Genomic DNA, 24,231 nt, shown 5'->3' with positions numbered 1-24,231 from the left:
GAACTACACATTACTCTTGGATCAAATAGGAACCTCGATTCTCCATTTCAAGAGAAAATTAATGCAAGTAACCAAAATTTAAGTTTAAAAAACAACATGAAATATTCAATACCCTATAAGCTTTGGATAGCTTGTAGCACTATATCTATATGCACCCTATTTACTGCTCCACTATTTGCACAAGAAGTAGAGCAAGATAGCGCCAGGCAAGAGAGAATACAATTAGATAGTATCTTTATCGCCGAGATAGAAATCCAAACCCCCAAACAAAAAGCAAAGGTACTTCATGCAGAACCATTGTACATAGACTTGATCAGAGATTTGGGGGCTAGAAAAGGAGAAAAAGAATGGAACTTGGGAATGGGCATGACAGACAAAAGAGGCTTTGATGAATATGAAGCTTTGGTAGAGTATGAATGGGCACCCATTGATAGATTAGGTTTTGAGATTGAGGTACCTGTTACACTGTATTCAGCTAGAGGAGACATATCTTCTAGAATCGATCGGCCAGAAAATCGCGTAGAATCCTTAAAATTAGCCACTCAATGGTCCTTCTTAGTATCTGAAAAAGCAAAAACTACACTTGCCCTTGGCTACATACATGAATTTGAATTTGTAGATCTTAACAGAATTGGTCGAGGCGAAGTTTTCAAGGGGAACATTTACAACCCATTTTTTGTAGCTGCAAAAAGATGGGGAAGAAATTATCATACTTTAGTGTACACAGGCCCTAGGGTAGAGAAAATCTTCAACGAGCGTAGAGAAATCTCCTATGAAGTTCATTCAAACTTCCACTACATGATCCCAGGAACACGTAACTTCATTGGTGTAGAATTCAACAAAGAGTTCCACCACAATGAGTTCATTGGTGTGTTACGGCCACAGATGAGGGTTGGTCTGGCAGAAAACCTAATGGTCGGTATCGTAACAGGTATCCCAGTGAGTGGTACTGAAAAAAGCATGAGTTCATTTGTGAGAATCATTTACGAGCCTGGCTTCAAAACATTCCATTGATATAAAATACCTTCTCTGTAAAAAAATGAAACCTTACAGTATCAAGCCTTTTGAAAGTACTGATCAAGAGCAAATTATAAAAGTCTGGGAAAAGTCCGTACTTGCGACCCATGATTTTCTCCGCCATGAGGATTTCGAAGAAATAAAAGCCCTAGTTAAAACCATTGATTTTAATCAACTGGAGATGTTTTGCTTAAAACGAAACCTAGAACTAGTTGGCTTTATGGGAATAGCTGAACAAAAAATAGAAATGCTATTCCTATCACCTGAACATATCGGAAAAGGCCATGGCAAACAACTTGTTCAATTTGCTATCTCTGAACTTAATGCAAATAAAGTGGATGTGAATGAGCAAAATCACAAAGCGCTGAAATTCTATGAAAAACTTGGATTCAAGACTTATGATCGAAGTGAAAAAGATGATCAGGGAAAGCCATATCCCATTTTAAGAATGAAATTTGGTTAAAATTGTTTTGGAACAATTCCCTTTCCAGTTTCTAAGCATTCATCAAGTTCATAATCTTTACCTTTGCCCCAGCGAAGCAATTCCTCTATGGTATAGGTCTCGGTAGTGTCGATGTCCTTTACTTTGAAATTGGAACCAGAAAGTCTTGCCAATATCTCAAGCTTTCTTACTTCTCCCATATTCTGAAAAGTATATATTCTCCCTACCCTTAAATTATCTAAAGCTATTGGCATTTTAATCTAGTTTGAGCAAGTTTATTCTTTTAATTGGGCCCGGACAGTAGTTACTATGACATGCCAGACAAGTACTTACTAATGCTTTGTAATTTTCTAATTGATCAGATTCATTACCTTCTTCTAGCTGCTTCAAATTGGCTAGGTACGCCATCCCCATACCATTGAACTGCTCAGTTTTCACAGCTGCATCTGTAGGCGTGGCAGTCAGCAATTGTTTATGCTTCTCTACATAAGATTTTATAGCTACTCCATCAGCGATTGAAGCTTTGATTTCCTCCATGTCTTCGAACATTTCCCTCATCAACAATGCAAGTGGTGCATCTTGATTAGGATAACGAACCGTTTGTACTTCATCCTTTTCCTTTGTCGAACAAGATGAAACTAAGCAAATGATAAATACAGCGAATGAAGAAAGCCTCAGATTCATGCCTAACTTTGCATCAAACGTTATCCTTGATCACCACTCCTACAGCTTCGAACGCATATTCTTCTTTAGGTGTAGTGATCTCATCAATTTCTTCTTTTGTTTTGCCTGCATCCTCGGCATAGTGTTTCAGCGTAGCCACATCTGTCACAGATCTTGTTGCTATCCCTTCGATGATCACTGGATACCCATGGGCATTTAAGGGAACAAAAAAGCCATAGTCTTTAAAAGTTACCCTCATCGTCTCTCCATTTGGTAGATCAAGTGTCATCCAGCACCCCTTCTTGGTACATACTTCTTTTATCTGACCTACTACTTTACCTTCAAACGCTCCATCTGCAAGCAATTCCTTATACATCTGATCCATGGATACCACTCCATTGTCAGAGACAAATTCTCCATAGTTCCCAGAAACAGTTGATTCGGTGTCAGTATCGGTTACAACTTCTTCGGTAACCTCTTCATTGCTTCCTTTTTCACAAGCAAAAAGCAAGGGCAAAATCGCCAAAATTAGAACGGATAACTTTTTCATAATTCGAATATTTAGAGTCCAAATTTAATCAGAAAATCGAAACGTACACTGATTCGAAATAAAAATAGGTAAACTAAAGGAGATGAGTTAAATCAAATGGAAGTTTGAAATATCAATGTCTGTTTTCCAGCAAACACTTTTCAACCTTGATTTGTGTCCTCACAAACCGAAACGACTTCTTAGCTTACCCTTGTTTTGCATAATCAACAAACAAAACACTATGTACCCTTACAAATATTTTATCATTGTCAGTTCTTCAGTTTTTCAGCAAACACTTTTTTAAACTTATCAACTTTTGGCTTGATAACAAGTTGACAATAAGGTTGTGTTCCATTATCCTTGAAGTAGTTCTGATGATAATCCTCCGCTACATAGAAATTGGAGAAAGTGGTGATTTCAGTCACGATTGGCTTGGGGAATGATCCTGATTCATTCAATTTCTTCTTAAAGAATTCTGCCTTCTCTTTTTGTTCGTCATTATGATAAAAAATAGCTGACCTGTATTGAGGACCTACATCAGCACCTTGCCTATTCAAAGTAGTAGGATCATGCGTAGACCAAAATATCTCCAAAAGTTCTTCAAAGCTTATCACTTTTGGATCAAAAGTGAACTGTATCACCTCAGCATGGCCAGTGGTGCCAGAGGTAACTTGTCTATAGGAAGGCTTTTCTATATGTCCTCCACTATATCCTGACTGTACGTTAGTGACACCTTCGATATCTTGATATATAGCTTCAATACACCAAAAACAACCAGATCCAAAAGTTGCTATTTCTTTACCTTCAGGTACACTTATACTGGTTTGAGGGATTTTTTCCATGGCTTTATTATTCTTTGATTGCTGTCCTGTAGAAGGTTTGCATGCTACTGCAAAGCTGAAAATCATACAAATTACTATCCTGATCATGAGCTCATATTTTTGACATCATAACCAAATTCTAATCATCAAAGTTTAACTTTTGCCTGATATTTTGAACAAAGTGCTATTCAATGGATTCAAATCATCATCACATGGAGAAAGCAAAACTTTGCCTGCTTCACTCATTAGTCTCGCTTCACTTGCAACATCATCCACGAAATATTCCCATGCATCTGGATACAGCCATTGAGCCACTTGAGTTGGTTCAAATGATCGCTTAGGGTTCATTCGAATCATCTCCAGAATGGCCAACTCCAAAATCGGTATATCTACAGGATATTTCAAATAATTATTGACAAATCAATATAAAAACTGGCGGAAAATTCTTTAAGGTAAAGGTGGCATTTACCTTGGTGAAATATGATTCAAATTGATGCTTAAGAAAATAGGAATAGCATATCTGAATCAACTTACCTTGTGTCGAAATAGAAGCTTTACTTTTTTGATAGATGTTGCTTCTTACTGGCTTTGGAATCAATGATAATGGCAAAGAGGATAAGATAAGATCAGCATGTTTGCCATCTAAATACTTATCTATATTTTCCGCGGAATCATTTATGATTTTTACATTTGCTTGTGAAAATTGAAGCCTAAGGTTATCACAAAATTTCTCTGAAATCTCAAATACAAGTAAGCTTGCATCGGGCTTCATTCTGTCTACAATTCCCTGCGTGATACTCCCATCACCCCCACCTAATTCTACGATAACATTAGCTGATTCAAAATCTGCATATGATAACATTTTATCTACCAAAGCTTTGGAACTAAAAGTCACAGCACCAGTAGTAGAAATATTGGTGAATAATTCTTTAAATAATTTAAATTTAGACATACATAGTATTTAACGAACAATCAAAAATCTTTTTACTCTTAATACAAGTTCATTGGGATTAAAAGGTTTCGAAATAAAGTCATCTGCCCCTAAACTAAAAGCTTTATCGACAGCGTTTTCTTCGTCTCCAAGTGATGATAAAATCAAAATAGGAATGTTTGGAAACTCCTTCTTGGAAAGGTGAGTAATCTCAAGACCAGATTTATAGGGAAGCATGATATCCGTAATCACCAAATCAGGCACATATTGACGTATTGCTTTGATTCCACTATCTCCATCTTTAGCAATATAAATCTTAAAACCAGCTTGCTTAAGCTTGAATTCCGTCATTTTCAAAATCAGTTCATCATCTTCTATAAGCACTATGGTATAAGTCTTTTGTTCTTCCATGCTGTCTATTTATCAAAATCTATACTGCAAATTTAGCGTACCCTCAAATTCTTGTTGAGTTCTGCCTGGGAAAAATTCCTGATGGTTATACATAACCTGTATTCCTATAAGGACATTCTGTCTTATCGTTTGATAATAACCTAATCCAGCCCTATAAGAATCCAATGCCACCCTGTTTTCAAATTGTCCTAAAGTGGTTCTTTCATCAGGAGATGTCCCGTATCCTGCGATAAAGGTAAGATAATCAAATCTACCACCAAAATAATATCTTGTGGTCAATGTGAATGCTGGATAGAAGCTTTCTTCCTCATTTTGGACAAATGTCCTTAGGTTCAACCAGTAAGACCCAAGGTACTTACCAACACCAATAATTCCGGACCTGAACGTTCGGTTTTCCCCTGGAGGTGTCACTTGAGTATACCTTAAGCCTAACTCTCCTTCCCAGCCATTTTTGAAGTTTTTGAAGTACGAATATCCAAGTCTAAGCTTTGGGAAAACAATGTCGTTGCTGTAGGCAGCACCAACATAAGAATACGACATTTTTCCAGTGAAAAAATAAGATTCCAATTCATACTGAACTCCATTGGAAATTGACTGGCCACCGCTGAGTCTATCGGCATAGTTGACCCTGCCAATCAAGCTCCCCCACTCTCTCTCTCTGATATACTGTAGCCCAACAAGATGCCATGGTCCGACTCCATCTCTATCGAAACCTGTGAAGCTATAGTTGACTCCCACCCGATCAGAATTGAATCTTGCATCAAGAAAGTTGAACCTTTGCCTGTATGCAGATTGGTCTGGATTGGCAATGAGCAAATTTTTCAAATACTCATATTCAGCCCTGATGTCACCTGACTGCATCAACAACTCATGCTCATATTTGACCAAATAATCAGCAGTTATGCCTTGGTTTTTAGCTGATGTGATCCATTTATTAGCCGCCGCTGGATTTTGCTTTGCTATCTCTACTGGAATGATATACTCATATACCTCATAATAAGCTGTATTCCTTTCCAGTACATAGTTATAGTAGTAGCTAGCACTATCTAATTCATTTTGTTTCTGATATATTCTACCCAATAGCACATGGTAATCCAAATAGTCTGGTGCTATAGCAAGTGCAGTCCAAGCCATTTCTTTGGCCTTGTTTGGGTTATTATGCTGATTCAGCTCCTTGTAAGCAGCGACAAGTAAGCTATCTGTATCTATTTGTTGTGCAAGCAATCCACGGGTACTACATATCATCATAGAAATGCATACCCACAAAATCAATCTCTTCATAACTATTTCTTTTTAGTCTGGAAACCTGTCCTCTGCATATTGCCCCATTTTTGTTCTTTGTTTGCAAAATAGTGCCAATATCCTTTGATTGCAGCATAAACGACAAAAGGGTGATATGTAAATGGTTCAATTACTCCCTTCAAAATCAATTTGAACAAATCCATCCTTGTTCTATAGTATTTATTGAACATTTCGTCAAGAAGTACAGAACTGATTGTAATGATCAAGTAAAATAAATATACTGCTAAAATCAGTTTCAAAACAGCTACTACATTCACTCCTAATATAAATATGCTGAATATGATTACCAAAAGACCAAACACTTCCAAAATTGGTACAATAAACTCGAAAAAGAAGAAATAAGGCATTGAAACGAATCCAGTAATACCGTATTTAGGGTTAAAAAACATTCCTTTATGCAAATTCAAAGTTTGTATCAAACCTCTCGCCCATCGTACTCTCTGACGTAGAAGTACTGCCTTGGTAGAAGGCACTTCTGTCCAACATAAGGTCTCAGGGATATAGAGAATTTTGAATTTTTCACCTTGATCATGCATGTATTTCCTCATCCGAGAGATCAAATCCATATCCTCTCCAAGGGACTTATGCCAGTACCCACCCACCTGAATCACTATCTCTCTATCGAACATACCCAGGCCACCAGATACTAGCAAGAGCGCATTGATCTGCCCCCAAGCCATTCGACCAAACAAAAATGCCCTGATATATTCGAGCTCTTGAAAACTTGCCCACCAATTATCAGGAAACTGAACATCCACCAAAAACCCATCTTTAACCGTACAGGAATTTGACGGCCTCAAAGCTCCACCTGTTGCTATTACTCTTGTCTTGGACTCCATGAATGGCTTAGCCAACTTCATAATGGTATCATTTCTAAGAATACAATCCACATCAGTACAAATAAAAAGTGGGTATTTTGCAGAATTGATGCCTGCATTAGAAGCATCAGCCTTACTTTTCCCATTTTCTTTGTCCACCACTAGTAGGTGACTGTAAACAGGATTTGTGGATTTGTAATGGCCTCTTACAAGCCTTGTTTCTATCTTGGCCTCATAGAAAAAATCCACTTTTACCAACTCAAATTCATCTATAAGCTTCTGCAAAGTATCATCAGTACTTCCATCATTTACGATAACAACTTCGAATTTGGGATAATTCAAATTCATAAGAGAGCGTACATTGTGTACTATATTCAGTGCTTCATTGAATGCAGGAGCCACAATTGAAACACCTGTTACGTGATTTGATTTGACAAAAATATCATCTTTGAAAAAGTACTTATTGTTATTGTAATCCTTGATAGCCAGAAATGCCAATAAACCCATCAAAACATATAACGACAGGTATGCTGAAGAGTAAAAGAATATAAACCATTCATAATACTCCATAAAAATCTTAAAGTAATCTACCATTTTCTTAAATATTTGGATCTAAGACATGTTTTTTGACTGAAGCCAAAACTGATCCCTCGGGATATTCTTGAGAGAACAATTCAGAATTCAATTCCTTCAACCCCTTCATTGCTGCCAAGAGTAACTCTGACCTATTTGGTGAATTTACAATTTGAAACAAGAACGCTTCACTAAATTTTGATCCTATTTGAGCTAGAGACGCAATGATATTTATTTTGACTTTATCTTCCTCTCGATCATATATATTGATCAGTGTTTGCTCTGCATCTGCTATAAGCAACCTTCTGGTCACCTCTACCGCACTTTCTCTAATCCTAGGATTTTCAGAATTCAACAAAGCTATCACATTTGCTTTGAACTCAAGTGCATTGTAATGTGCGATAAGCTTCAAAGCAAAAACCACATGAGAAGGGCGTTCATGAGCTAACCATTCACCAATAAAGCTTGGCTTTTTGATCTTTTTTCTTTGGATAATATCCAAAAGCTTGATCTCATCTATTGGACTGATTCGATCAGCATAATCATCCAAAATATGGAGTGGATCTTTATCAGATAGTGAGATGTATGCTAGCAATGCTGCCGTCCTAATTTGTTCATTTTCATGCTTGACATATGGATAAATAATCTTAGCACTCGCGCTATATCCTAACTCCCTCCAGAAATAGATAACCTTACTGATATAGTACGGTTTCCCTGATTCAAGTAAGCTTTTCATGTAGTTGAACAAGCCTAATTGTAGGTATGTCTTTGTGAGCAGATGATTATAGCTTCCTTTTAGGTTTTTATCCAAATCTATGATGTTCTCTATCATGAGCTCCTTACACCATGATTTCTCAAAAGGTATTTTTTGTTTAAACTTTTGGATCTTTTCATTAAACAAATCATCTCCTAATTCTTCTTCAAAAAGTAATTTTGAAAAGAATCCATAAATTTTGTATTGGGTAACTTTTTCTTGGTTATCCGCATCAATTCTATTCTTGATGATTTTAAAAAGATAAAATATAATCAAGACAAATAAAATAAGCAAAAAGACCAAAACAAAATCCAATGCAGTCCTATACTCAAAAGAAAAACGAAAGAGCAACGTGCATGAAAGAAAACCAAAATGAAAGTAATTCATTTAAAATATCATAAAGGAGAAGTGCAGAAAATAGCTTTATTTAGGTACTCTAGGGCTTATTATTGATCGAGTTAATAATTGTATCATCAAAATATCACAAATTCAAAATGGTCTTGAAAATATTTACCTTGAATAAAGCAAGAATTTGAAATTCGATGCATACTTATACCATAACCAATATATTAAAATAGATTATGTTGGACATTTTGATCACCCGCCTCTAAATCAGAAAATTAACAAGCATATTTAAGCCATTTTTTAACCCTAAACGAAAGTTCATTCGGCTTGAATGGCTTAGGAATAAAGTCTGAAGCTCCTTTTGAAAATGCTTCTAAAACAGTACCTTCTTCTTCTCCTAAAGAGCTCAATACAATTACAGGAACTTTAGGTCTTACCATTTTTGCATGATGAATGATCTCTAAGCCATTTCTAAAAGGCATCACTACATCAGTGATGATTAGATCAGGTGATTGTGAATTGATAGCATCTATTCCTGCCTGCCCATCTTCAACGATTGTCACCTCATACCCATCTTTTTTGAGTCGAAATTTAACCAAATTGGAAATTAGCATGTCATCTTCTATCAATAAAACATTTTTCATGAGCTACATATCTAAGGGTGAGATCGAAATTTAATAGGTTTTTTTCATAAAAAAACATTGTCCAAATTCTACAAATAATACAATTTGTACATAAATAAAATACAAAGATAAGGAATTGACTTATAACTTCACTTTTTTGCCGTTCTTACCAGAAATAGACATTAAAAAAAAATATAATTTTTCTAAAAAAAATCTTTTACTAGCTTACAAGATTGAAAAGTCAACCAAATCATCAATAATATAGAATGAAAATCTGTACAAATCCAAAGCTACTTAGTAGCTTAATTGTTGCTGTTTTTTTCATACTAAGCTTAAAAACCCACGCACAAAGTGATCCAAGTGGATCAAGGAGGGTGACAAGCTCATATGCAATTACAAATGCAACAATCACCACTTCGCCTGGTCAAACTGTTCAGGGTGCCACTATCCTTTTCAAGGATGGCTTAATCACAGCAATAGGTACTAATGTTACCATTCCAAAAGGTACGGACGTACTCAAAGGAGACTCTTTATTTATCTATCCAGGGTTTATAGATGGTGCTAGTTCTGCAGGTGTAAGCAGACCAGCCGACCCAGAGAGACCCGCCAATTTTGATTCTTCAAATCCTTCCGATGAGCAAGCAGGAATCACGCCATGGAGATCTGTTTTGGATCATCATGATGCGCAGCAAAATGCTATTGGAGACTGGAGAAAAGCTGGGATCACCATCGCACAAATAATTCCAGATGGAGGTATGCTCCCTGGAAAAGCATCAATCATAACTTTCGGAAGTACTAGCTCTACCAATATTTTGGCAGAAAACACAGCACTTGCAGCCAAGTTTCGAGGCTCACGTGGTGTATATCCAGGCACTCCTTTAGGAGTCATGGCCAAGTTTAGAGATGTGTACAAAAACGCTGAACTTTCATACACCCACACCAAGCTATTCTCTAACAACAATGGCTTAAACAGACCAGAAATCAACAAAACTTATCAAGCGCTATTCCCAGTTCTTGATAAGAATATTCCAGTGATTTTTGAAGTCTCCAATGATCTTGAGATCAGAAGAGCACTTAGACTTCAAAAAGAACTCGGGTTCAAGTTGGTCCTATCTGGTGTGACAGAGGTAGAGCATTTGATTTCTGAAATCAAAGAAGCTAAAGCAGTCATTTTACTTTCTCTTGCCCTGCCAGAGGACAAAACAAAAGCTAATGAAGATGCGACTGAGGAATACAAAGCAAGAACAGCTAGGGTAAAAGAAGCATATGAACAAGCCCTAAAACAAGCCGCAATTTTGGAAAAAGAAGGAATCAAATTTGGATTCTCCACAGCAGGATCCAAATCTGGAGACCTTATGAAGAACCTTCAAATCATGATTGAAAATGGTTTGACTGAAAAAACTGCCCTTGCAGCTCTATCCATTCACAATGCTGAAAATTTAGGTATCCAAAAGTATGCGGGAACTTTGGAAAAAGGCAAACTCGCTAACATGGTAATCACCACAGCACCCCTATTCTCCAAAGATGCACAGGTGAAGCACATCATTGCTGATGGCTATGTATTTGACTATGAGACCAAGTCTAAAAAAATCTCTTCTGAAAAATCAAATTCAAGTAATGGTGACATCGCTGGTGAATGGGAATATACCTCTGACACACCAGCAGGAAGCTCTGGAGGCTTAATGAAAATCGAAGGAAGTGGATCCAACCTTAAAGGAAGCATCACTTATGATGATCCTGCTGGTAATGGCACTGCTCAAGCAGATATGAAAGACATCAAATTTCAAGACGACAACCTTAGCTTCAGCTTTGATGTAAGCGCTGGTGGTATGGATATCAAAGTCAATGTATCAGGAGAAATAGATGGAAGCCAGTTTTCTGGACAGATTTCTTTGGGTGAATTTGGAAGCTTTCCAATGAATGCCAGCAGAAAACCAACTACAAGAACAACTTCTAAATCACTTTCAAAATGAAAAAGCTGAACATACTCATAGCCGCTATTTTGACCTTGGTTTGGACACCTTCTCAAGGACAAACAGAAAAAGGATCAGTGCTTATCAAAAACGCAACGGTTCTCACAGTAACTAATGGCACATTGGAAGACACAGATGTACTGGTCGAAAATGGGGTTATTAAAAAAATTGGTAAAGGTCTAAGTGCAAATAATGTCACTACTGTAGACGCTAAAGGAAAGTTCCTTATGCCAGGAATAATAGATGCTCACTCCCACGTAGCCCTAGATGCTGTCAATGAAGCTACTGCACCTATCACTTCGGAAGTTCAGATGGCAGATGTGGTAGACCCCTTTGATATTGGCATCTACAGGGCACTTGCAGGTGGAGTAACTATCTCTCATGCCATGCATGGCTCTGCTAATGCCATCGGTGGTCAAAACATCACACTAAAACACCGGTATGGTACTTACAATCCTGAAGACCTTTACATGAAAGAGGCGCCAAGGACTATCAAGTTTGCCCTAGGAGAAAACCCAACTAGAGTTCATGGCAGAGGCAAAAATATCCAACCTAGAACCCGTATGGGTGTAGAAGCAATCATAAGAAATGGCTTCAATGAGGCACTTCAGTACAAGAAGTCTTGGGAGAAATACAATAACGATCTAAAGCAAAAAGGCGCTACACCTATACCTCCAAAACATGATGCTAGGTTACAAACCTTAGTAGATATTTTGGATGGAAAAATCATCATCCATTGTCATTCGTACAGAGCAGACGAGATATATGCTTTGATCAATACATGTAGAGATTTTGGAATCACCAATATCGTATTTTCTCACGTAAATGAAGGGTTCAAAGTAGCTCCAGAACTGGCAGCGTATACCATGGGAGCTTCGGTATTCGCTGACTGGTGGGCATACAAATTTGAAGTTTATTACTCTACAGCTTACAATGCAGCTATCCTTACTGAAAACAATGTAATCACGTCAATCAACTCGGATTCAGGTGAACTCATCCGTCACTTATACCACGAGGCTGCCAAAACACAGCGATATGGACAACTAAATGATGAGCAAGCACTTGCCCTTATCACTATCAATCCTGCAAAGCAGTTAGGCATCGCTGACAAAGTAGGTTCTATAGAAGAAGGTAAGCAGGGTGATCTTGTTCTCTTTAATGAGCACCCTCTTTCAGTTTACGCTATTCCACAAATGACCTTTGTGGATGGGGTCAAGTACTTTGATATCGAAGATGATGCGGATGATATGAGGATCAAAGTAAGTGCTACGGATACTGTAGAACCAATTTTCCTAAAAGAACATGATCACAATTGTATGCATGGGGTAGATTTCTTTTTCAACAATTTTGGAAGAAGCTTATTCCAGCATTCACATTAATAGGTTCAAGGACAATTCAAAATTCAAGAAATCATGAAGAAATTCAATTCAATCATATATCTATTGGCCTTGATATTCATTCCTGTGATGGCACAGGCACAGTTTGACGGTGAATTTATAAAGCCAAGAAATGGTAAATTCCTCCTTCAAAATGCTACTGTGGTAACAGTTACCAAAGGAGAAATCAAAAACGGCAGCGTTCTTATCGTCAATGGAAAAATAGAATCAGTAGGTACAAATATCTCAGCTGGCGATGCCGAAGTTATCGACTGTACAGGACAATACATCTATCCAGGACTATTCGACGGGGGGAGCCGTCTGGGTTTGGTAGAAGTCAATTCCCTTCCAGAGACCCAAGATTTTGCGGAAATCGGTCAAGTTACTCCAAACATGAGAGCCCTTGTTGCAGTCAACCCTAACTCTGTAGCAATCCCAGTTACCAGAGTGAGTGGTGTGACTACTACCCTAGCCTCTCCGTCTGGAGGGCTTTTCCCGGGCACAGCAGCCTTGATCAACCTCAATGGCTATACAGGAGATCAAATGTTTGCAGGGTTTGAGGGCGTAATCCTCAACTTCCCTACTTCAGCAAGAAGAAGTACTTGGGACAGAAGAAGTGAAGAAGAAGTCAAGAAAGATGCAGAGCAAGCACAGAAAAACTTGAACGAGATCTGGTCAAAAGCAACCAAATACCAAGAGCTCAAGGCTGCTGAAGCTGAACTTACTTTCTATCCTGAAATGGATCAGTTGGCTAAAGTGATCGCTGGTGAATTACCATTGCTTGTAGAGGTCAATGCTGCTGAGGATATCCTCTCTGCCATCAAGTGGATAGAAGAGAAAAAGGTAAATGCAATCTTAACAGGTGTAGCTGAAGGTTGGAGAGTGGCAGATAAAATAGCCCAAGCAAACCTTCCTGTGATCACAGGACCTATGCTTTCTATTCCAACGCGTCAGTCTGACAGATTCGATGCAGCCTACACCAATCCAGGCAAAATGGCCAAAGCAGGTGTAAAAGTAGTTATAAGATCAAATGACGCTGAAAATGTAAGAAATTTACCTTTCAATGCTGGATTTGCCGCTGCATATGGCATGGGTAAGGAAGAAGCACTCAAAGCTGTCACAATCAATGCTGCTGAGGTTTTTGGCGTAGCTGATAAATTAGGCTCTATTGAAGCTGGAAAAGATGCTACACTGTTTGTGTCTTCTGGTGATCCATTTGAGACCAGATCACAAATCTCCCACGTATTCATAGATGGATACCGAGTGCCGATGAGCAACAGACACATCAAACTCTACCAAGAATTCCTTCAAAGATCTCCTGGTCTAGAGAAATAAATGACCTCTAATTTGTTCAAAATCGCAAGCTGATTGATATTAGCTTGCGATTTTTTTATTCTTTTGTAAAATAGGAGAACGTAACCTTCATAAGGGCTAGTAGCCATTTGTAAAGGGGCTAGATCAAAACCCAGTTAGATTATACATGCCCAATGATATAAATTCAATTGAAATTAATTGGTTTAGTAGGTATCAAATTACAATTACATTCCCTTTTTGAAAGTTAAATCTTAAATAAGTTAAAAGCTATCATGAGAATTAAATCAAACAAACTATACCTATTGCTTATGGCTGTAGCCTTTTTTGCAGCATGTTCAGATCAAAAATCAGATCGGGTCAATGATAGTATAGCATCTTTTCGTAGCAACCTTGCCCCAGACAAAAGAGTTGCCATATGGGATATAAATTGGGATGGCAAAGTCCTGAGTGGAGAGACGGATCAAGAAGAAGGTTTGTTGGCATTTTTGAATCAACTAGACAGCTTGAATATCAACTATGACAACCAAATCACACTATTACCAGCAACAGAACTTGGAGACCTAACAGGCGCCATTGTTACCATATCTGTCGCCAATATCAGAAGTGAAGCCAAACATTCAGCCGAACTTGCTACGCAAGCTGTGATGGGAACACCATTGAAAGTTTTGAAAAAAAGTGGCAGCTGGTACCTCATTCAAACGCCCGAAGGGTATATTTCATGGGTAGATGCCGCAGGCATTGCACTTAAGAGCCCTGATGAAATTCAATCTTGGAGTAAAGCACCCAAAGTTATCTTCACCGAACTCATTGGCTATGTATATTCTGACACTGCAAAAGAAGAATTTGTGAGTGACTTGGTTGCTGGAAACATTCTTGAAGTAATCGGTGAAAACGATAAACTCTGGCAAATCAAACTTCCTGATGGAAGATCTGGCTGGATTGAAAAAGACCAAAGTGAACCCATAGATCAATGGTTAGACAGTAGAAATCCTAGTGATGACAACCTTATCAAAACAGCTAAATCCATGATGGGCGTACCATACCTTTGGGGTGGAACATCCATCAAAGGAGTGGATTGCAGCGGTTTTACCAAAACCATCTATTATCTCAATGGCGCTATTATTCCAAGAGATGCCTCTCAGCAGATACATGAGGGTGAAGAAGTGGACACTTCTGCAGGATGGGATCATTTGAAGGTTGGTGATCTTTTGTTTTTCGGTGAAAAAGCTACTGAAGACACAAAAGAACGTGTCATCCATGTAGGCATGTGGATTGGTAACGATTCATTTATTCATGCGAGAGGAAGGGTAAGAATAAGCAGCTTTGATCCCGCTAGTCCTGACTACGACGAGTATGAATTGAATAGGTACTTGAGATCCAAAAGGATCAAAGGGTTAGAAAGTAATAACATCAAAGCAGTAAATGAATTGTTTCTGAACTTCCCAAGTTTTGACTAAGACCCAATGCGTTGAAATTTAATTTCCAAAATGTATATTTGACTCCATCACTTTATTCATCAGAAAAACATGGAAACCGAGGAAATCTGTTCAAATTGTCAGTCATCATTCACTGGGAATTTTTGTGGGAATTGTGGTCAAAAGAAATTTCAAAGAATCAACAGAACTTATATCTGGGATGAAATTCAAGACACAGTTCTTCATACCAATAAAGGCTTTTTATATTCATGTCTTGAAATTTTGAAAAACCCAGGTCGTACAGCTAGGGAATTCTTAGAGGGAAAACGCATCAAGCATTATAGACCACTCGTGCTCACATTTGTGCTAAGTGGTATTTCAGCATTTATCTCATTTCGTGTTCTTGGATTGATGGATATGATGAGCAACTACTATGCTGATGATGCGAACCTGAACTCGAACTTCATGAAAGATTATCTTTCGGTCTTTTCTAGTTACAACTCAGTGATCATGGTACTCCTACTTCCTATTTTTGCATTTTTAACAAAATTAGGTTTGAGAAAATGGGGTCAAAATTACTATGAACACATCATCATGAATGCTTATTTACTGTCATTCTACACGCTCATCAGTATATTGTTGGTCTATCCACTTATGTACTTTTTGCAGTCAGATGAATCACTGATCATAAGCATCAGCATGTTTCAGTTGTATACTTCCCCACTTATTTTGATATGGTTTTACAAGGGGTTTTATCCAGATAAGACATGGAAGAGTATTCTTTGGAAGGTAATTTTACTCCTCCTCCTCTTTCTTGCAGGATTTATCGGGATTATCATCTTAGGGATCCTAGTAGGTGTGGTGCTTTCAATTTTGTATGGAGATGAAGTGATTAAATATTTTCAACCAGTGTGATTGAATTTCTATTCCCCTCGATTTGTGTCATTACAAACCGAATGTGGTACGCTAACAACCTTTGAGGTCATTTTTTGACCTCGAAGTTTTTCCTCAAACCCTATTTTAGCAAAAGCGGATCGGGAAGGCATGTAGTACTTCTACTTGTTTGTCGTAATCAGACTCACCCTGCCACTTGGCCCTATGCTAAAAATATTCCCCCTCGGTTTGTGTCCTCACAAACCGAATGTGGCACTCTAATAACCTTTGAGGTCTTTTTTTAACCTCGAAGGTTTTACCTCAGCCCCTGTTTTAGCAAAAACAAATCGGGATGGTACGTAGTATTTCTACCTGTTTGTCGTAATCAGGCTCACCCTGCATCCTGGCCCAATGCAAAAAATATTCCCCCTCGGTTTGTGTCCTCACAAACCGATTGAAGTATTCTAACAACCTTTGAGGTCTTTTTTTGACCTCGAAGGTTTTATCTCAGCCCCTGTTTTAGCAAAAGCAAATCGGGATGGTACGTAGTTTTTTTCATCTGTTTGTCGTAAACAGGCTCGCCCTGCAACCTGGCCCAATGCTAAAAATATTCACTGAATATTTTCTTAACGCATCGTCCTCCTTGTTTTAGTGGATGTGGTACTCTGACGAGCAGGAATATAAAACCCCTGCGAATCAATTCTTCAGTCTTAATCCTTGTTTTAGTAGATGTGGTACTCTGACTAAAATTAAACAGAAAGTAAACGTCGGGGAAATTAAGTCTTAATCCTTGTTTTAGTGGATGTGGTACTCTGACAGTCATAAGTTCCCATGATCCAATGGAAGTGGGATGTCTTAATCCTTGTTTTAGTGGATGTGGTACTCTGACTCCTCAAACAGTTGAGTTAAAAACTTGGTCTACAAAGTCTTAATCCTTGTTTTAGTGGATGTGGTACTCTGACGGGGAAAGAGGGGTGTGATGGTATGGTGTCTTAATCCTTGTTTTAGTGGATGTGGTACTCTGACAATGGTAAAATATATGATTATGGTTATTTAGATCATAGTCTTAATCCTTGTTTTAGTGGATGTGGTACTCTGACATAATTATTAGAATCCAAGAAATCAAAGAAGCAAGTCTTAATCCTTGTTTTAGTGGATGTGGTACTCTGACCAAACACCTCATAACACGGGTATACAGAAAATATGAGGGTCTTAATCCTTGTTTTAGTGGATGTGGTACTCTGACATTCGTTGAACATAATTTGAAACTTTCTTGATAACTAGTCTTAATCCTTGTTTTAGTGGATGTGGTACTCTGACGTATCACAACGATAAACAACAACCTAATAAAAATCGTCTTAATCCTTGTTTTAGTGGATGTGGTACTCTGACAGTACTTTTTTGAAACTTTCTTCTATAATAAACCAAGTCTTAATCCTTGTTTTAGTGGATGTGGTACTCTGACTTAAGATTGGAAAACAAAAGCTTCTCTTTAAACCTGTCTTAATCCTTGTTTTAGTGGATGTGGTACTCTGACGACAAGCGTCTTCTTGTACAGCAACAGCATTCTCTGTCTTAATCCTTGTTTTAGTGGATGTGGTACTCTGACAATTAAATCAAGATAATTTCGCAAAATTTATGTTGTCTTAATCCTTGTTTTAGTGGATGTGGTACTCTGACTCAAAGTGACTATCCATAGGTTTTACACCTTTGAGTCTTAATCCTTGTTTTAGTGGATGTGGTACTCTGACCATCAAAAACAATAACCTATCGGAAGGTCAAAAAAAAGTCTTAATCCTTGTTTTAGTGGATGTGGTACTCTGACTATGAAAGTAATTATTGGAATACAAGAAATCAAAGAGTCTTAATCCTTGTTTTAGTGGATGTGGTACTCTGACTATACTATAATTGAAGTAAACAGCCACATAACAATGTCTTAATCCTTGTTTTAGTGGATGTGGTACTCTGACTCCTTCTGAAGCTCCAATTTATACGAAGTATATAGTCTTAATCCTTGTTTTAGTGGATGTGGTACTCTGACAGTTGGTGACCTCCTATACAGGGTTCACTCCTGAGGGTCTTAATCCTTGTTTTAGTGGATGTGGTACTCTGACTATGAAAAATATCATTATTAATGTCCAAGAAATCAAGGTCTTAATCCTTGTTTTAGTGGATGTGGTACTCTGACTGTAAAGAATATGGTGAAAACTTCTTTTATAACGTCTTAATCCTTGTTTTAGTGGATGTGGTACTCTGACGAGTGAATCAAGCTGCATTCGGTAAAACATTGGATAGTCTTAATCCTTGTTTTAGTGGATGTGGTACTCTGACCTCCTAAAAGATAATCCATTAGTTAAGGATTATCTAGTCTTAATCCTTGTTTTAGTGGATGTGGTACTCTGACTTTCTTGGTTTGGTTCTTTAATCCCATTCTTTATTGTCTTAATCCTTGTTTTAGTGGATGTGGTACTCTGACGTTGGTCGAGATTTAACTACGCTTATGTTACTGAGTCTTAATCCTTGTTTTAGTGGATGTGGTACTCTGACCAAGTTACAACATTAGAAAAGAATTTTACAACTAAAGTCTTAATCCTTGTTTTAGTGGATGTGGTACTCTGACAGCCAACTCCAGTTTTGATTGATTTTCAAACGCTTACAAATGAAAAACCTATCAAAAATTCTTAGTTTTACAAAAATAAAACGCATAAGTGACTGTCTTTTGTTCAAATCTACACCTTTTTTAGGTTTTACAAATACCCGAATCATGCCTTTTATCCCGCACCGACATAAAAAAACTCCCAAAGGAAATGAATCCCTGGGAGTACCCAAGCGCTACTGGCAGTTTCAGGCTGCCTCCCCATAAATATTCATTCAAATTGCTACTTTTCATACCACACTTATATGCTTAAACATCAAGTCACCCTTCAGCCTTACACCCAAACCCGCCTTAAATCCTGCTCGATAATACTTCATAGCTCGCTCTACATAACCTTCTCCCGTGACCGCCAAATCCTTCTGCAACAACAACTCCCGCTCCTTCGCCTTCAATGACTTGTACTTCGTCTCCAGCTCTCGGTAAATCCCAGGAATAGTCTCTCTCAAACGCTCCTCAAGTACTGCCTCCAACTCAGAAAGCTGATAACTTACTTTTGCAAGCTCCTTATCATATGCCTCCCGGAAATCCGCTGCAATCAACTCCAACTGTAGGTCCATCCTCGAAAAATCCTTGAACTCATACCCGTCTTCCTTACCCATACGCTCATAATCCCTGCTCTTCAACTCCTCCAAGATAGTTAGCGTCTCCTCCCTACTTCTTTTTGGCTCAGGTGCTGCCTCTTCTATGAAAAGAGCTCTATCAACTACGGGAGCTTCTACTACTTTCGGCTGCTCTTGCACTGTAGCCACTGCCGGTCTTTTTCCGAATAATCTGCTGAAAATTGTCATAACCTTATATTTGTTTAAATTGAACATTACAAACTTACTTACCCACTAGGAAACCAATCTTCCCACTTTCACACCAGTTCTGAAAATGTGGGGCTAAAAAATTCGTACCAGGCCCATCCATCAAAAAATACCCTGAATCATCCCACATCACGACTAATCAACCTCTTGATTTTTGACCGATCTTGCCCCAAAACCTCAATCTCACGAACCGTCTGCTCCCGTGCCATCCGATACGCATCCAATTGCTGTAAGGCATACTCCTCTTCGGCCTGTAAGAAACTCTCAAAAATGGTCTCCGAAACTGCCATCTTATACAAGATAAAGTAGGACTCAATTAAAAACACAAACCCAAAGAAAAACAGATAGATAACCAAGGTCATCGTACTGCTACATACAAATTCGTGCAAATCAGTCAATTTACTTAGCAAAGCATCGGAGCGCTTTTCCGCCATTTCCTCTCCATATACCAAGGAGCGTTCCTCTAATTCCCTGACAGCCTCCTCATACTTTTGCCCTACTTGGGCCAGATAAACTGCTGCTTTATCCTTTTCTTGAGCCTTAGCCTGTGCCACTTTTCCAAATCCCTTTTTACCTGTACCTCCTTCACCATCCATTTCTTTGATGTGGATATCCCTTAAGGCACTGAATACCTGAGCCGCACGTTCTTTTTCACTTAATAGTCTACTTACTTCACCCTGATGCTGCTCTTTATAAGATTCCGCATGAACCACTCGCTCATCAGTACCCTTCTTTTGCCTATACTCCTCCAAATCCCCTGAAAATAGTGCCATATCAATAGCCAAGGAACCCAAAACCGTCGAAAATACAGCAAAGGTGATCCGAAGTATCCCTAATCCAGTTTTATGCTTTGTCTGAGGACTTGAAATAAAGCTTCGGTCTATGATAAAAATAAAGCCACCCAATACCAACGCTACCAGCACGGAAGAAACCAAGTCCAACCCAATCAAGGCATAACTAAAGTAAAAACCTGAAAAAACCCACATCACCAATGGAATCAACAACAATTGACCCAAGGTTACTATTTTCTGCTTGCTACGCGTTGGCTGCTTCTGAACCGTTGAAAAATCGTACTGAAATATTGTCGAGAATAATTTTAAGAAAGTTGTCATGATCGTAGAAATTTAAATGTGAATGATTTTTTAAACAGAAATTATTGGAACTTGATATTGTCCATGTCCAGCTTCATGGCAGCGTTGACATAAGGTCACTAATAGGCTGGCCTCATACTCCCAGGGCTTTTTCCAAACTCCAGAAAAACCAATAACATGGTACTGTCGATGATGCACCTGAAGGGAATCCTCTCTCCCACAAGACCTGCACCTGCCAGCATCCCGCTCAATAATCTCCTGCCTAAGTGCTCTCCACCTCGGATCAAGTAACTGTTCCATGTATTGCTCCGCTGCTGTTGTTTCAATAACTGTCATGATTGGCCTCCTTTCTTCGATTTGATTCTATTTCCCTAATTGTTGACACAAAATAAAAGCCTAAGAAGGAAGTCTATCTTCCTACTTAGGCTCTCTGATTAAGTTCTTTAATAAAATTTTTGAAACTACAACAACCTATTTACAGTCAATTATTTAAATGAAAAAATTTAACTTATAAATAATGCTCCTTCATTTCGGTAATCAGCTCTTTCATTTTTAACCGTACTGACTTCGGCCCTACAACTTTTAACCTAGGTCCATAAGAAATCAATAAAGCAAACATTTCATAATTAGGTTTGACATGGATTTTAATTGAAAACCAGTCAGGATGATCGGTAGGGTTATGTGAACGTTGGGACTCATGCAGCAATTTGGTAGTGAGGTAGGGTAGTAAATTTTTATATACATACAACTCTACTACTTCTACAGGCACACGCACATCATTCGTAACACCAATAATATCTTCAAAAAACTCTTGCGGTTCCTCCCCAGGACCAGGATATGGATCAAAGGTGTGGTCTGAAGGCTCAAGCCCTTTAATTCGGTCAAGAGGTAGGGTAGTTACATAAGACAAACCTTCACTGGAACATAAAACAAACCATCTTCTGTTAAATTGCTTGAGCAAATAGGGTGAAATACGGTATTGCTTGATTTCAGGGGAAGAAAACTCCTGATATTGCACCAATAGTGACTCTTTTTTTTCGATAGCTTGATATAAAGGAATGATAAATGAGCTACCACCCGCATCTTGATCTTGATGATCAAACTGTACAAGTACAGGAGCAGCTGTAGCATTTTTTTGCTGTTCATCTAATTGCTTCTTCACAGGCAATGTCTTAATCCGTAATTCGAAATCTTCAATCCAGAATTGGTCATGAAAAGTACCTCCGAAACGTTGTAATAAATATAAAGAAGATTTAAGATTGGAAATATCCTCTTCATTCAGTGGACTTTTGGAAATACTAAAACTAGCATCTTCATAGTAGAAAAAATTTCTATTTTCCCCAGGTATCTTTTCCGAAATAATGGGCGCTTCAAATCCTAAGTCACTCTCCATGAAGTTTAAGTCATTCCTTATTTGCCGGGAACTTACACTATAAGTATCACCCAAGGATGCGATTCGGTCTACACCCTCGGTACACCTTTTTGTAAGATATTCCAATGTGTTACGCTTATTCTTAACCTGTAAAATTTCATCTAATATCCGATATCGAATTTGAGCATATTTAGTAGCAGGCATACGTAAATTATTTGATCAGTTAAAATATGAAAAATTTGTCATGTATCACTAAAAGTACAACAACAAAAAACTAACTGCAGCCAACAGACCCTCTCAATCCAAAAAATGACTGCCGTACCATACACTCAGTGCATTCAAGCATCCATCTAAGTTTCGCCGACAACTCCCTGTCTTGACTACTTCTTCTTTTCCAGTTCTTCGGCTATGATCCCTAGGACCACGAGAGCGATGACGATCGCCTACCGAATTAATATCGTGATTATGAATTTTTCTATGCTTTAGAAGTTAGTGAAAACATCCGATTACATATTCACGGCTGCTGGCACAAACCCGAGCACCGTACCAACTCGCTACGTAGCATTCCTGCCACCCTTTGGATTTTCAGAAACACCCCAGGTTTCTTACTTTTCCTTTTGCATCAACTTTCGGAGAATCTCCAGCGCTCCCACCAACACAATCTCAATGATCTCCTCAGTCGTTTTTTTAATTTCAGTTGTCATAATTTTAAATAGTTTAAAGTTTAACTGCGATTGAACATTACAAAGAAAGTCTTGAAGTAGGAAATCTATTTTCACAACAACAACTCCCCCTGAAAAAAATCTATCCTGAGAAAAATTAACGGCAGTCATCAGACCCTCTCAATCCAAAAAATGACTGCCGTACCATACATCCGGCGCATTCAAGCACCCATTTAAGTTTCGCCGACAACTCTCTGTCTTGACTACTTCTTCTTTTCCAGTTCTTCGGCTATGATCCCTAGGACCACGGGAGCGATGACGATCGCCTACCGAATTAATATCGTGATTATGAATTTTTCTATACTTTAGAAGTTAGTGAAAACATCCGATTACATATTCACGGCTGCGGGCACAAACCCGAGCACCGTACCAACTCGCTACGTAGCATTCCTGCCACCCTTTGGATTTTCAGAAACACCCCAGGTTTCTTACTTTTCCTTTTGCATCAACTTTCGGAGAATCTCCAGCGCTCCCACCAACACAATCTCAATGATCTCCTCAGTCGTTTTTTTAATTTCAGTTGTCATAGTTTTAAATAGTTTAAAGTTTAACTGCGATTGAACATTACAAAGAAAGTCTTGAAGTAGGAAATCTATTTTCACACCAACAACTCCCCCTGAAAAAAATCAATCAAAAGGAAAACTAACGGCAGCCAACAGATTCTTTCAATCCAAAAAATGACTCCCGTACTATAGACCTGGCGCATTCAAACATTCGACTAACTACCGAAGTTGGGAATAAAAATAGTGATTGATTCTTTTTGTATTGATTCTTTGCTTTTTTCTTCTGGAACCTTGTTGTCTATTCTCTAAACTCTCACTTCTCAAGAATAGCGAAGGCGGATCGGGATGGTACGTAGTTTTTTCATCTGTTTGTCGAAAACAGGCTCACCCTGCAACCTGGCCCAATGCTAAAAATATTCACTGAATATTTTCTTAACGCATCGTCCTCCTTGTTTTAGTGGATGTGGTACTCTGACTAGGGAGTTAAGGGAGAAAAGAAGGGATGAAGTACGGTCTTAATCCTTGTTTTAGTGGATGTGGTACTCTGACACTCCTACTAGGGGTTCATAGAGAACTAGGAAAAAGTCTTAATCCTTGTTTTAGTGGATGTGGTACTCTGACAATAACCTATCTGAAGACCAAAGAAAAGAGATACTAGTCTTAATCCTTGTTTTAGTGGATGTGGTACTCTGACTGGAAGTTAATTCTTTCAAAGGTTTTTTAGTTTGGTCTTAATCCTTGTTTTAGTGGATGTGGTACTCTGACAAATAATGAAATATGATTATACGCTACTTTGCCAGTAAGGCTGAACTGACGCAATAACAAGTCTATCAAATAGTTTTTCTCCAAAATATCTTCTGTTTAGCCTATAACAGAACTCATCGAGGTAGTTTTGGATATA

The 24,231-nt window shown here is 38.3% G+C and carries 23 protein-coding genes, 1 pseudogene and 2 CRISPR repeat arrays; of the genes and pseudogenes, 8 read left to right on the top strand and 16 right to left on the bottom strand.

All coding sequences use genetic code 11. The features are described from left to right. Positions 1-96 precede the first annotated feature (96 nt). Both MM239_RS07630 and MM239_RS07625 read left to right on the top strand, forming a co-directional pair. A complete protein-coding gene (locus MM239_RS07630) occupies positions 97-1,014 on the top strand; it encodes an HAEPLYID family protein (protein WP_241347608.1) in 918 nt (305 codons plus the stop codon). A gap of 25 nt (positions 1,015-1,039) precedes the next feature. Beyond that, positions 1,040-1,480 (top strand): GNAT family N-acetyltransferase, encoded by a 441-nt coding sequence (locus MM239_RS07625; protein WP_241347607.1) that lies wholly within the window; start codon positions 1,040-1,042, stop codon positions 1,478-1,480. Here the strand turns inward: MM239_RS07625 and MM239_RS07620 are convergent. The 11 genes from MM239_RS07620 to MM239_RS07570 all read right to left on the bottom strand — a co-directional run bounded on the left by MM239_RS07620 (position 1,477) and on the right by MM239_RS07570 (position 9,250). Beyond that, positions 1,477-1,713, bottom strand: a complete 237-nt coding sequence (locus tag MM239_RS07620) for a hypothetical protein (protein WP_241347606.1) — start codon at positions 1,711-1,713, stop codon at positions 1,477-1,479. The two genes, MM239_RS07625 and MM239_RS07620, sit on opposite strands and share 4 nt — an antisense overlap. Position 1,714: 1 nt before the next feature. Beyond that, positions 1,715-2,143 carry a hypothetical protein gene (locus MM239_RS07615; protein ID WP_241347605.1) on the bottom strand — a complete coding sequence of 143 codons (429 nt, stop codon included), beginning with the start codon at positions 2,141-2,143 and terminating at the stop codon, positions 1,715-1,717. 13 nt (positions 2,144-2,156) lie between these two features. Then, positions 2,157-2,672 (bottom strand): DUF4920 domain-containing protein, encoded by a 516-nt coding sequence (locus MM239_RS07610; RefSeq protein ID WP_241347604.1) that lies wholly within the window; start codon positions 2,670-2,672, stop codon positions 2,157-2,159. 248 nt (positions 2,673-2,920) lie between these two features. Beyond that, positions 2,921-3,580, bottom strand: coding sequence for a peptide-methionine (S)-S-oxide reductase MsrA (gene msrA, locus MM239_RS07605; protein WP_394801498.1), 660 nt, complete (start codon positions 3,578-3,580; stop codon positions 2,921-2,923). Between the two features lie 45 nt (positions 3,581-3,625). Beyond that, positions 3,626-3,877 carry a hypothetical protein gene (locus MM239_RS07600; protein WP_241347603.1) on the bottom strand — a complete coding sequence of 84 codons (252 nt, stop codon included), beginning with the start codon at positions 3,875-3,877 and terminating at the stop codon, positions 3,626-3,628. A 4-nt stretch (positions 3,878-3,881) separates the two neighbouring features. Beyond that, positions 3,882-4,424, bottom strand: a complete 543-nt coding sequence (locus tag MM239_RS07595; protein ID WP_241347602.1) for a class I SAM-dependent methyltransferase — start codon at positions 4,422-4,424, stop codon at positions 3,882-3,884. A gap of 9 nt (positions 4,425-4,433) precedes the next feature. Next, a complete protein-coding gene (locus tag MM239_RS07590; RefSeq protein WP_241347601.1) occupies positions 4,434-4,814 on the bottom strand; it encodes a response regulator transcription factor in 381 nt (126 codons plus the stop codon). Positions 4,815-4,826: 12 nt separating this feature from the next. Continuing rightward, positions 4,827-6,095 (bottom strand): YaiO family outer membrane beta-barrel protein, encoded by a 1,269-nt coding sequence (locus MM239_RS07585; RefSeq protein WP_241347600.1) that lies wholly within the window; start codon positions 6,093-6,095, stop codon positions 4,827-4,829. A gap of 2 nt (positions 6,096-6,097) precedes the next feature. After that, positions 6,098-7,528 carry a glycosyltransferase family 2 protein gene (locus tag MM239_RS07580; protein ID WP_241347599.1) on the bottom strand — a complete coding sequence of 477 codons (1,431 nt, stop codon included), beginning with the start codon at positions 7,526-7,528 and terminating at the stop codon, positions 6,098-6,100. A 4-nt stretch (positions 7,529-7,532) separates the two neighbouring features. After that, positions 7,533-8,537, bottom strand: coding sequence for a HEAT repeat domain-containing protein (locus tag MM239_RS07575; RefSeq protein WP_241347598.1), 1,005 nt, complete (start codon positions 8,535-8,537; stop codon positions 7,533-7,535). Between the two features lie 344 nt (positions 8,538-8,881). Then, positions 8,882-9,250, bottom strand: coding sequence for a response regulator (locus tag MM239_RS07570; RefSeq protein WP_241347597.1), 369 nt, complete (start codon positions 9,248-9,250; stop codon positions 8,882-8,884). A gap of 245 nt (positions 9,251-9,495) precedes the next feature. Here MM239_RS07570 and MM239_RS07565 point away from each other — a divergent pair, with 245 nt between their 5' ends. The 6 genes from MM239_RS07565 to MM239_RS07540 all read left to right on the top strand — a co-directional run bounded on the left by MM239_RS07565 (position 9,496) and on the right by MM239_RS07540 (position 19,043). Continuing rightward, positions 9,496-11,202, top strand: coding sequence for an amidohydrolase family protein (locus tag MM239_RS07565; protein ID WP_241347596.1), 1,707 nt, complete (start codon positions 9,496-9,498; stop codon positions 11,200-11,202). Beyond that, positions 11,199-12,581: an amidohydrolase family protein gene (locus MM239_RS07560; protein WP_241347595.1), complete on the top strand. Its 1,383-nt coding sequence runs from the start codon at positions 11,199-11,201 to the stop codon at positions 12,579-12,581. The genes MM239_RS07565 and MM239_RS07560 overlap by 4 nt, the downstream gene beginning before the upstream one ends. Positions 12,582-12,614: 33 nt before the next feature. Then, positions 12,615-13,913 (top strand): amidohydrolase family protein, encoded by a 1,299-nt coding sequence (locus MM239_RS07555; protein WP_241347594.1) that lies wholly within the window; start codon positions 12,615-12,617, stop codon positions 13,911-13,913. A gap of 251 nt (positions 13,914-14,164) precedes the next feature. After that, positions 14,165-15,349, top strand: a complete 1,185-nt coding sequence (locus tag MM239_RS07550) for a C40 family peptidase (protein ID WP_241347593.1) — start codon at positions 14,165-14,167, stop codon at positions 15,347-15,349. Between the two features lie 69 nt (positions 15,350-15,418). After that, positions 15,419-16,222, top strand: coding sequence for a DUF3667 domain-containing protein (locus MM239_RS07545; RefSeq protein WP_241347592.1), 804 nt, complete (start codon positions 15,419-15,421; stop codon positions 16,220-16,222). 591 nt (positions 16,223-16,813) lie between these two features. Beyond that, positions 16,814-18,800: a CRISPR direct-repeat array (repeat unit 37 nt; unit sequence GTCTTAATCCTTGTTTTAGTGGATGTGGTACTCTGAC). A 39-nt stretch (positions 18,801-18,839) separates the two neighbouring features. Next, positions 18,840-19,043 carry a hypothetical protein gene (locus MM239_RS07540; RefSeq protein ID WP_241347591.1) on the top strand — a complete coding sequence of 68 codons (204 nt, stop codon included), beginning with the start codon at positions 18,840-18,842 and terminating at the stop codon, positions 19,041-19,043. Positions 19,044-19,066: 23 nt separating this feature from the next. Here the strand turns inward: MM239_RS07540 and MM239_RS07535 are convergent, their stop codons facing one another. The 5 genes and pseudogenes from MM239_RS07535 to MM239_RS07515 all read right to left on the bottom strand — a co-directional run. Beyond that, positions 19,067-19,624 (bottom strand): hypothetical protein, encoded by a 558-nt coding sequence (locus tag MM239_RS07535; RefSeq protein ID WP_241347590.1) that lies wholly within the window; start codon positions 19,622-19,624, stop codon positions 19,067-19,069. Between the two features lie 137 nt (positions 19,625-19,761). Further along, positions 19,762-20,754, bottom strand: coding sequence for a DUF4407 domain-containing protein (locus MM239_RS07530; protein ID WP_241347589.1), 993 nt, complete (start codon positions 20,752-20,754; stop codon positions 19,762-19,764). Positions 20,755-20,852: 98 nt separating this feature from the next. Continuing rightward, entirely contained in the window at positions 20,853-21,059 is a 207-nt protein-coding gene (locus tag MM239_RS07525) for a hypothetical protein (protein ID WP_241297065.1), read from the bottom strand. 182 nt (positions 21,060-21,241) lie between these two features. After that, the gene (locus tag MM239_RS07520; protein WP_241347588.1) at positions 21,242-22,309 is read right to left on the bottom strand and encodes a helix-turn-helix transcriptional regulator; all 1,068 of its coding nucleotides are present in this window, start codon (positions 22,307-22,309) and stop codon (positions 21,242-21,244) included. Between the two features lie 1,460 nt (positions 22,310-23,769). Further along, positions 23,770-24,095: a CRISPR direct-repeat array (repeat unit 37 nt; unit sequence GTCTTAATCCTTGTTTTAGTGGATGTGGTACTCTGAC). 16 nt (positions 24,096-24,111) lie between these two features. Beyond that, positions 24,112-24,231: pseudogene (locus MM239_RS07515) on the bottom strand (IS1595 family transposase); the annotation flags it as partial.

The organism is Belliella filtrata (assembly GCF_022549775.1).
GTDB classification, from domain to species: Bacteria; Bacteroidota; Bacteroidia; order Cytophagales; family Cyclobacteriaceae; genus Belliella; species Belliella filtrata.
The sequence above is the reverse complement of the archived record's forward strand: the minus strand, read 5'-3'. Positions and strand labels throughout refer to the sequence as shown.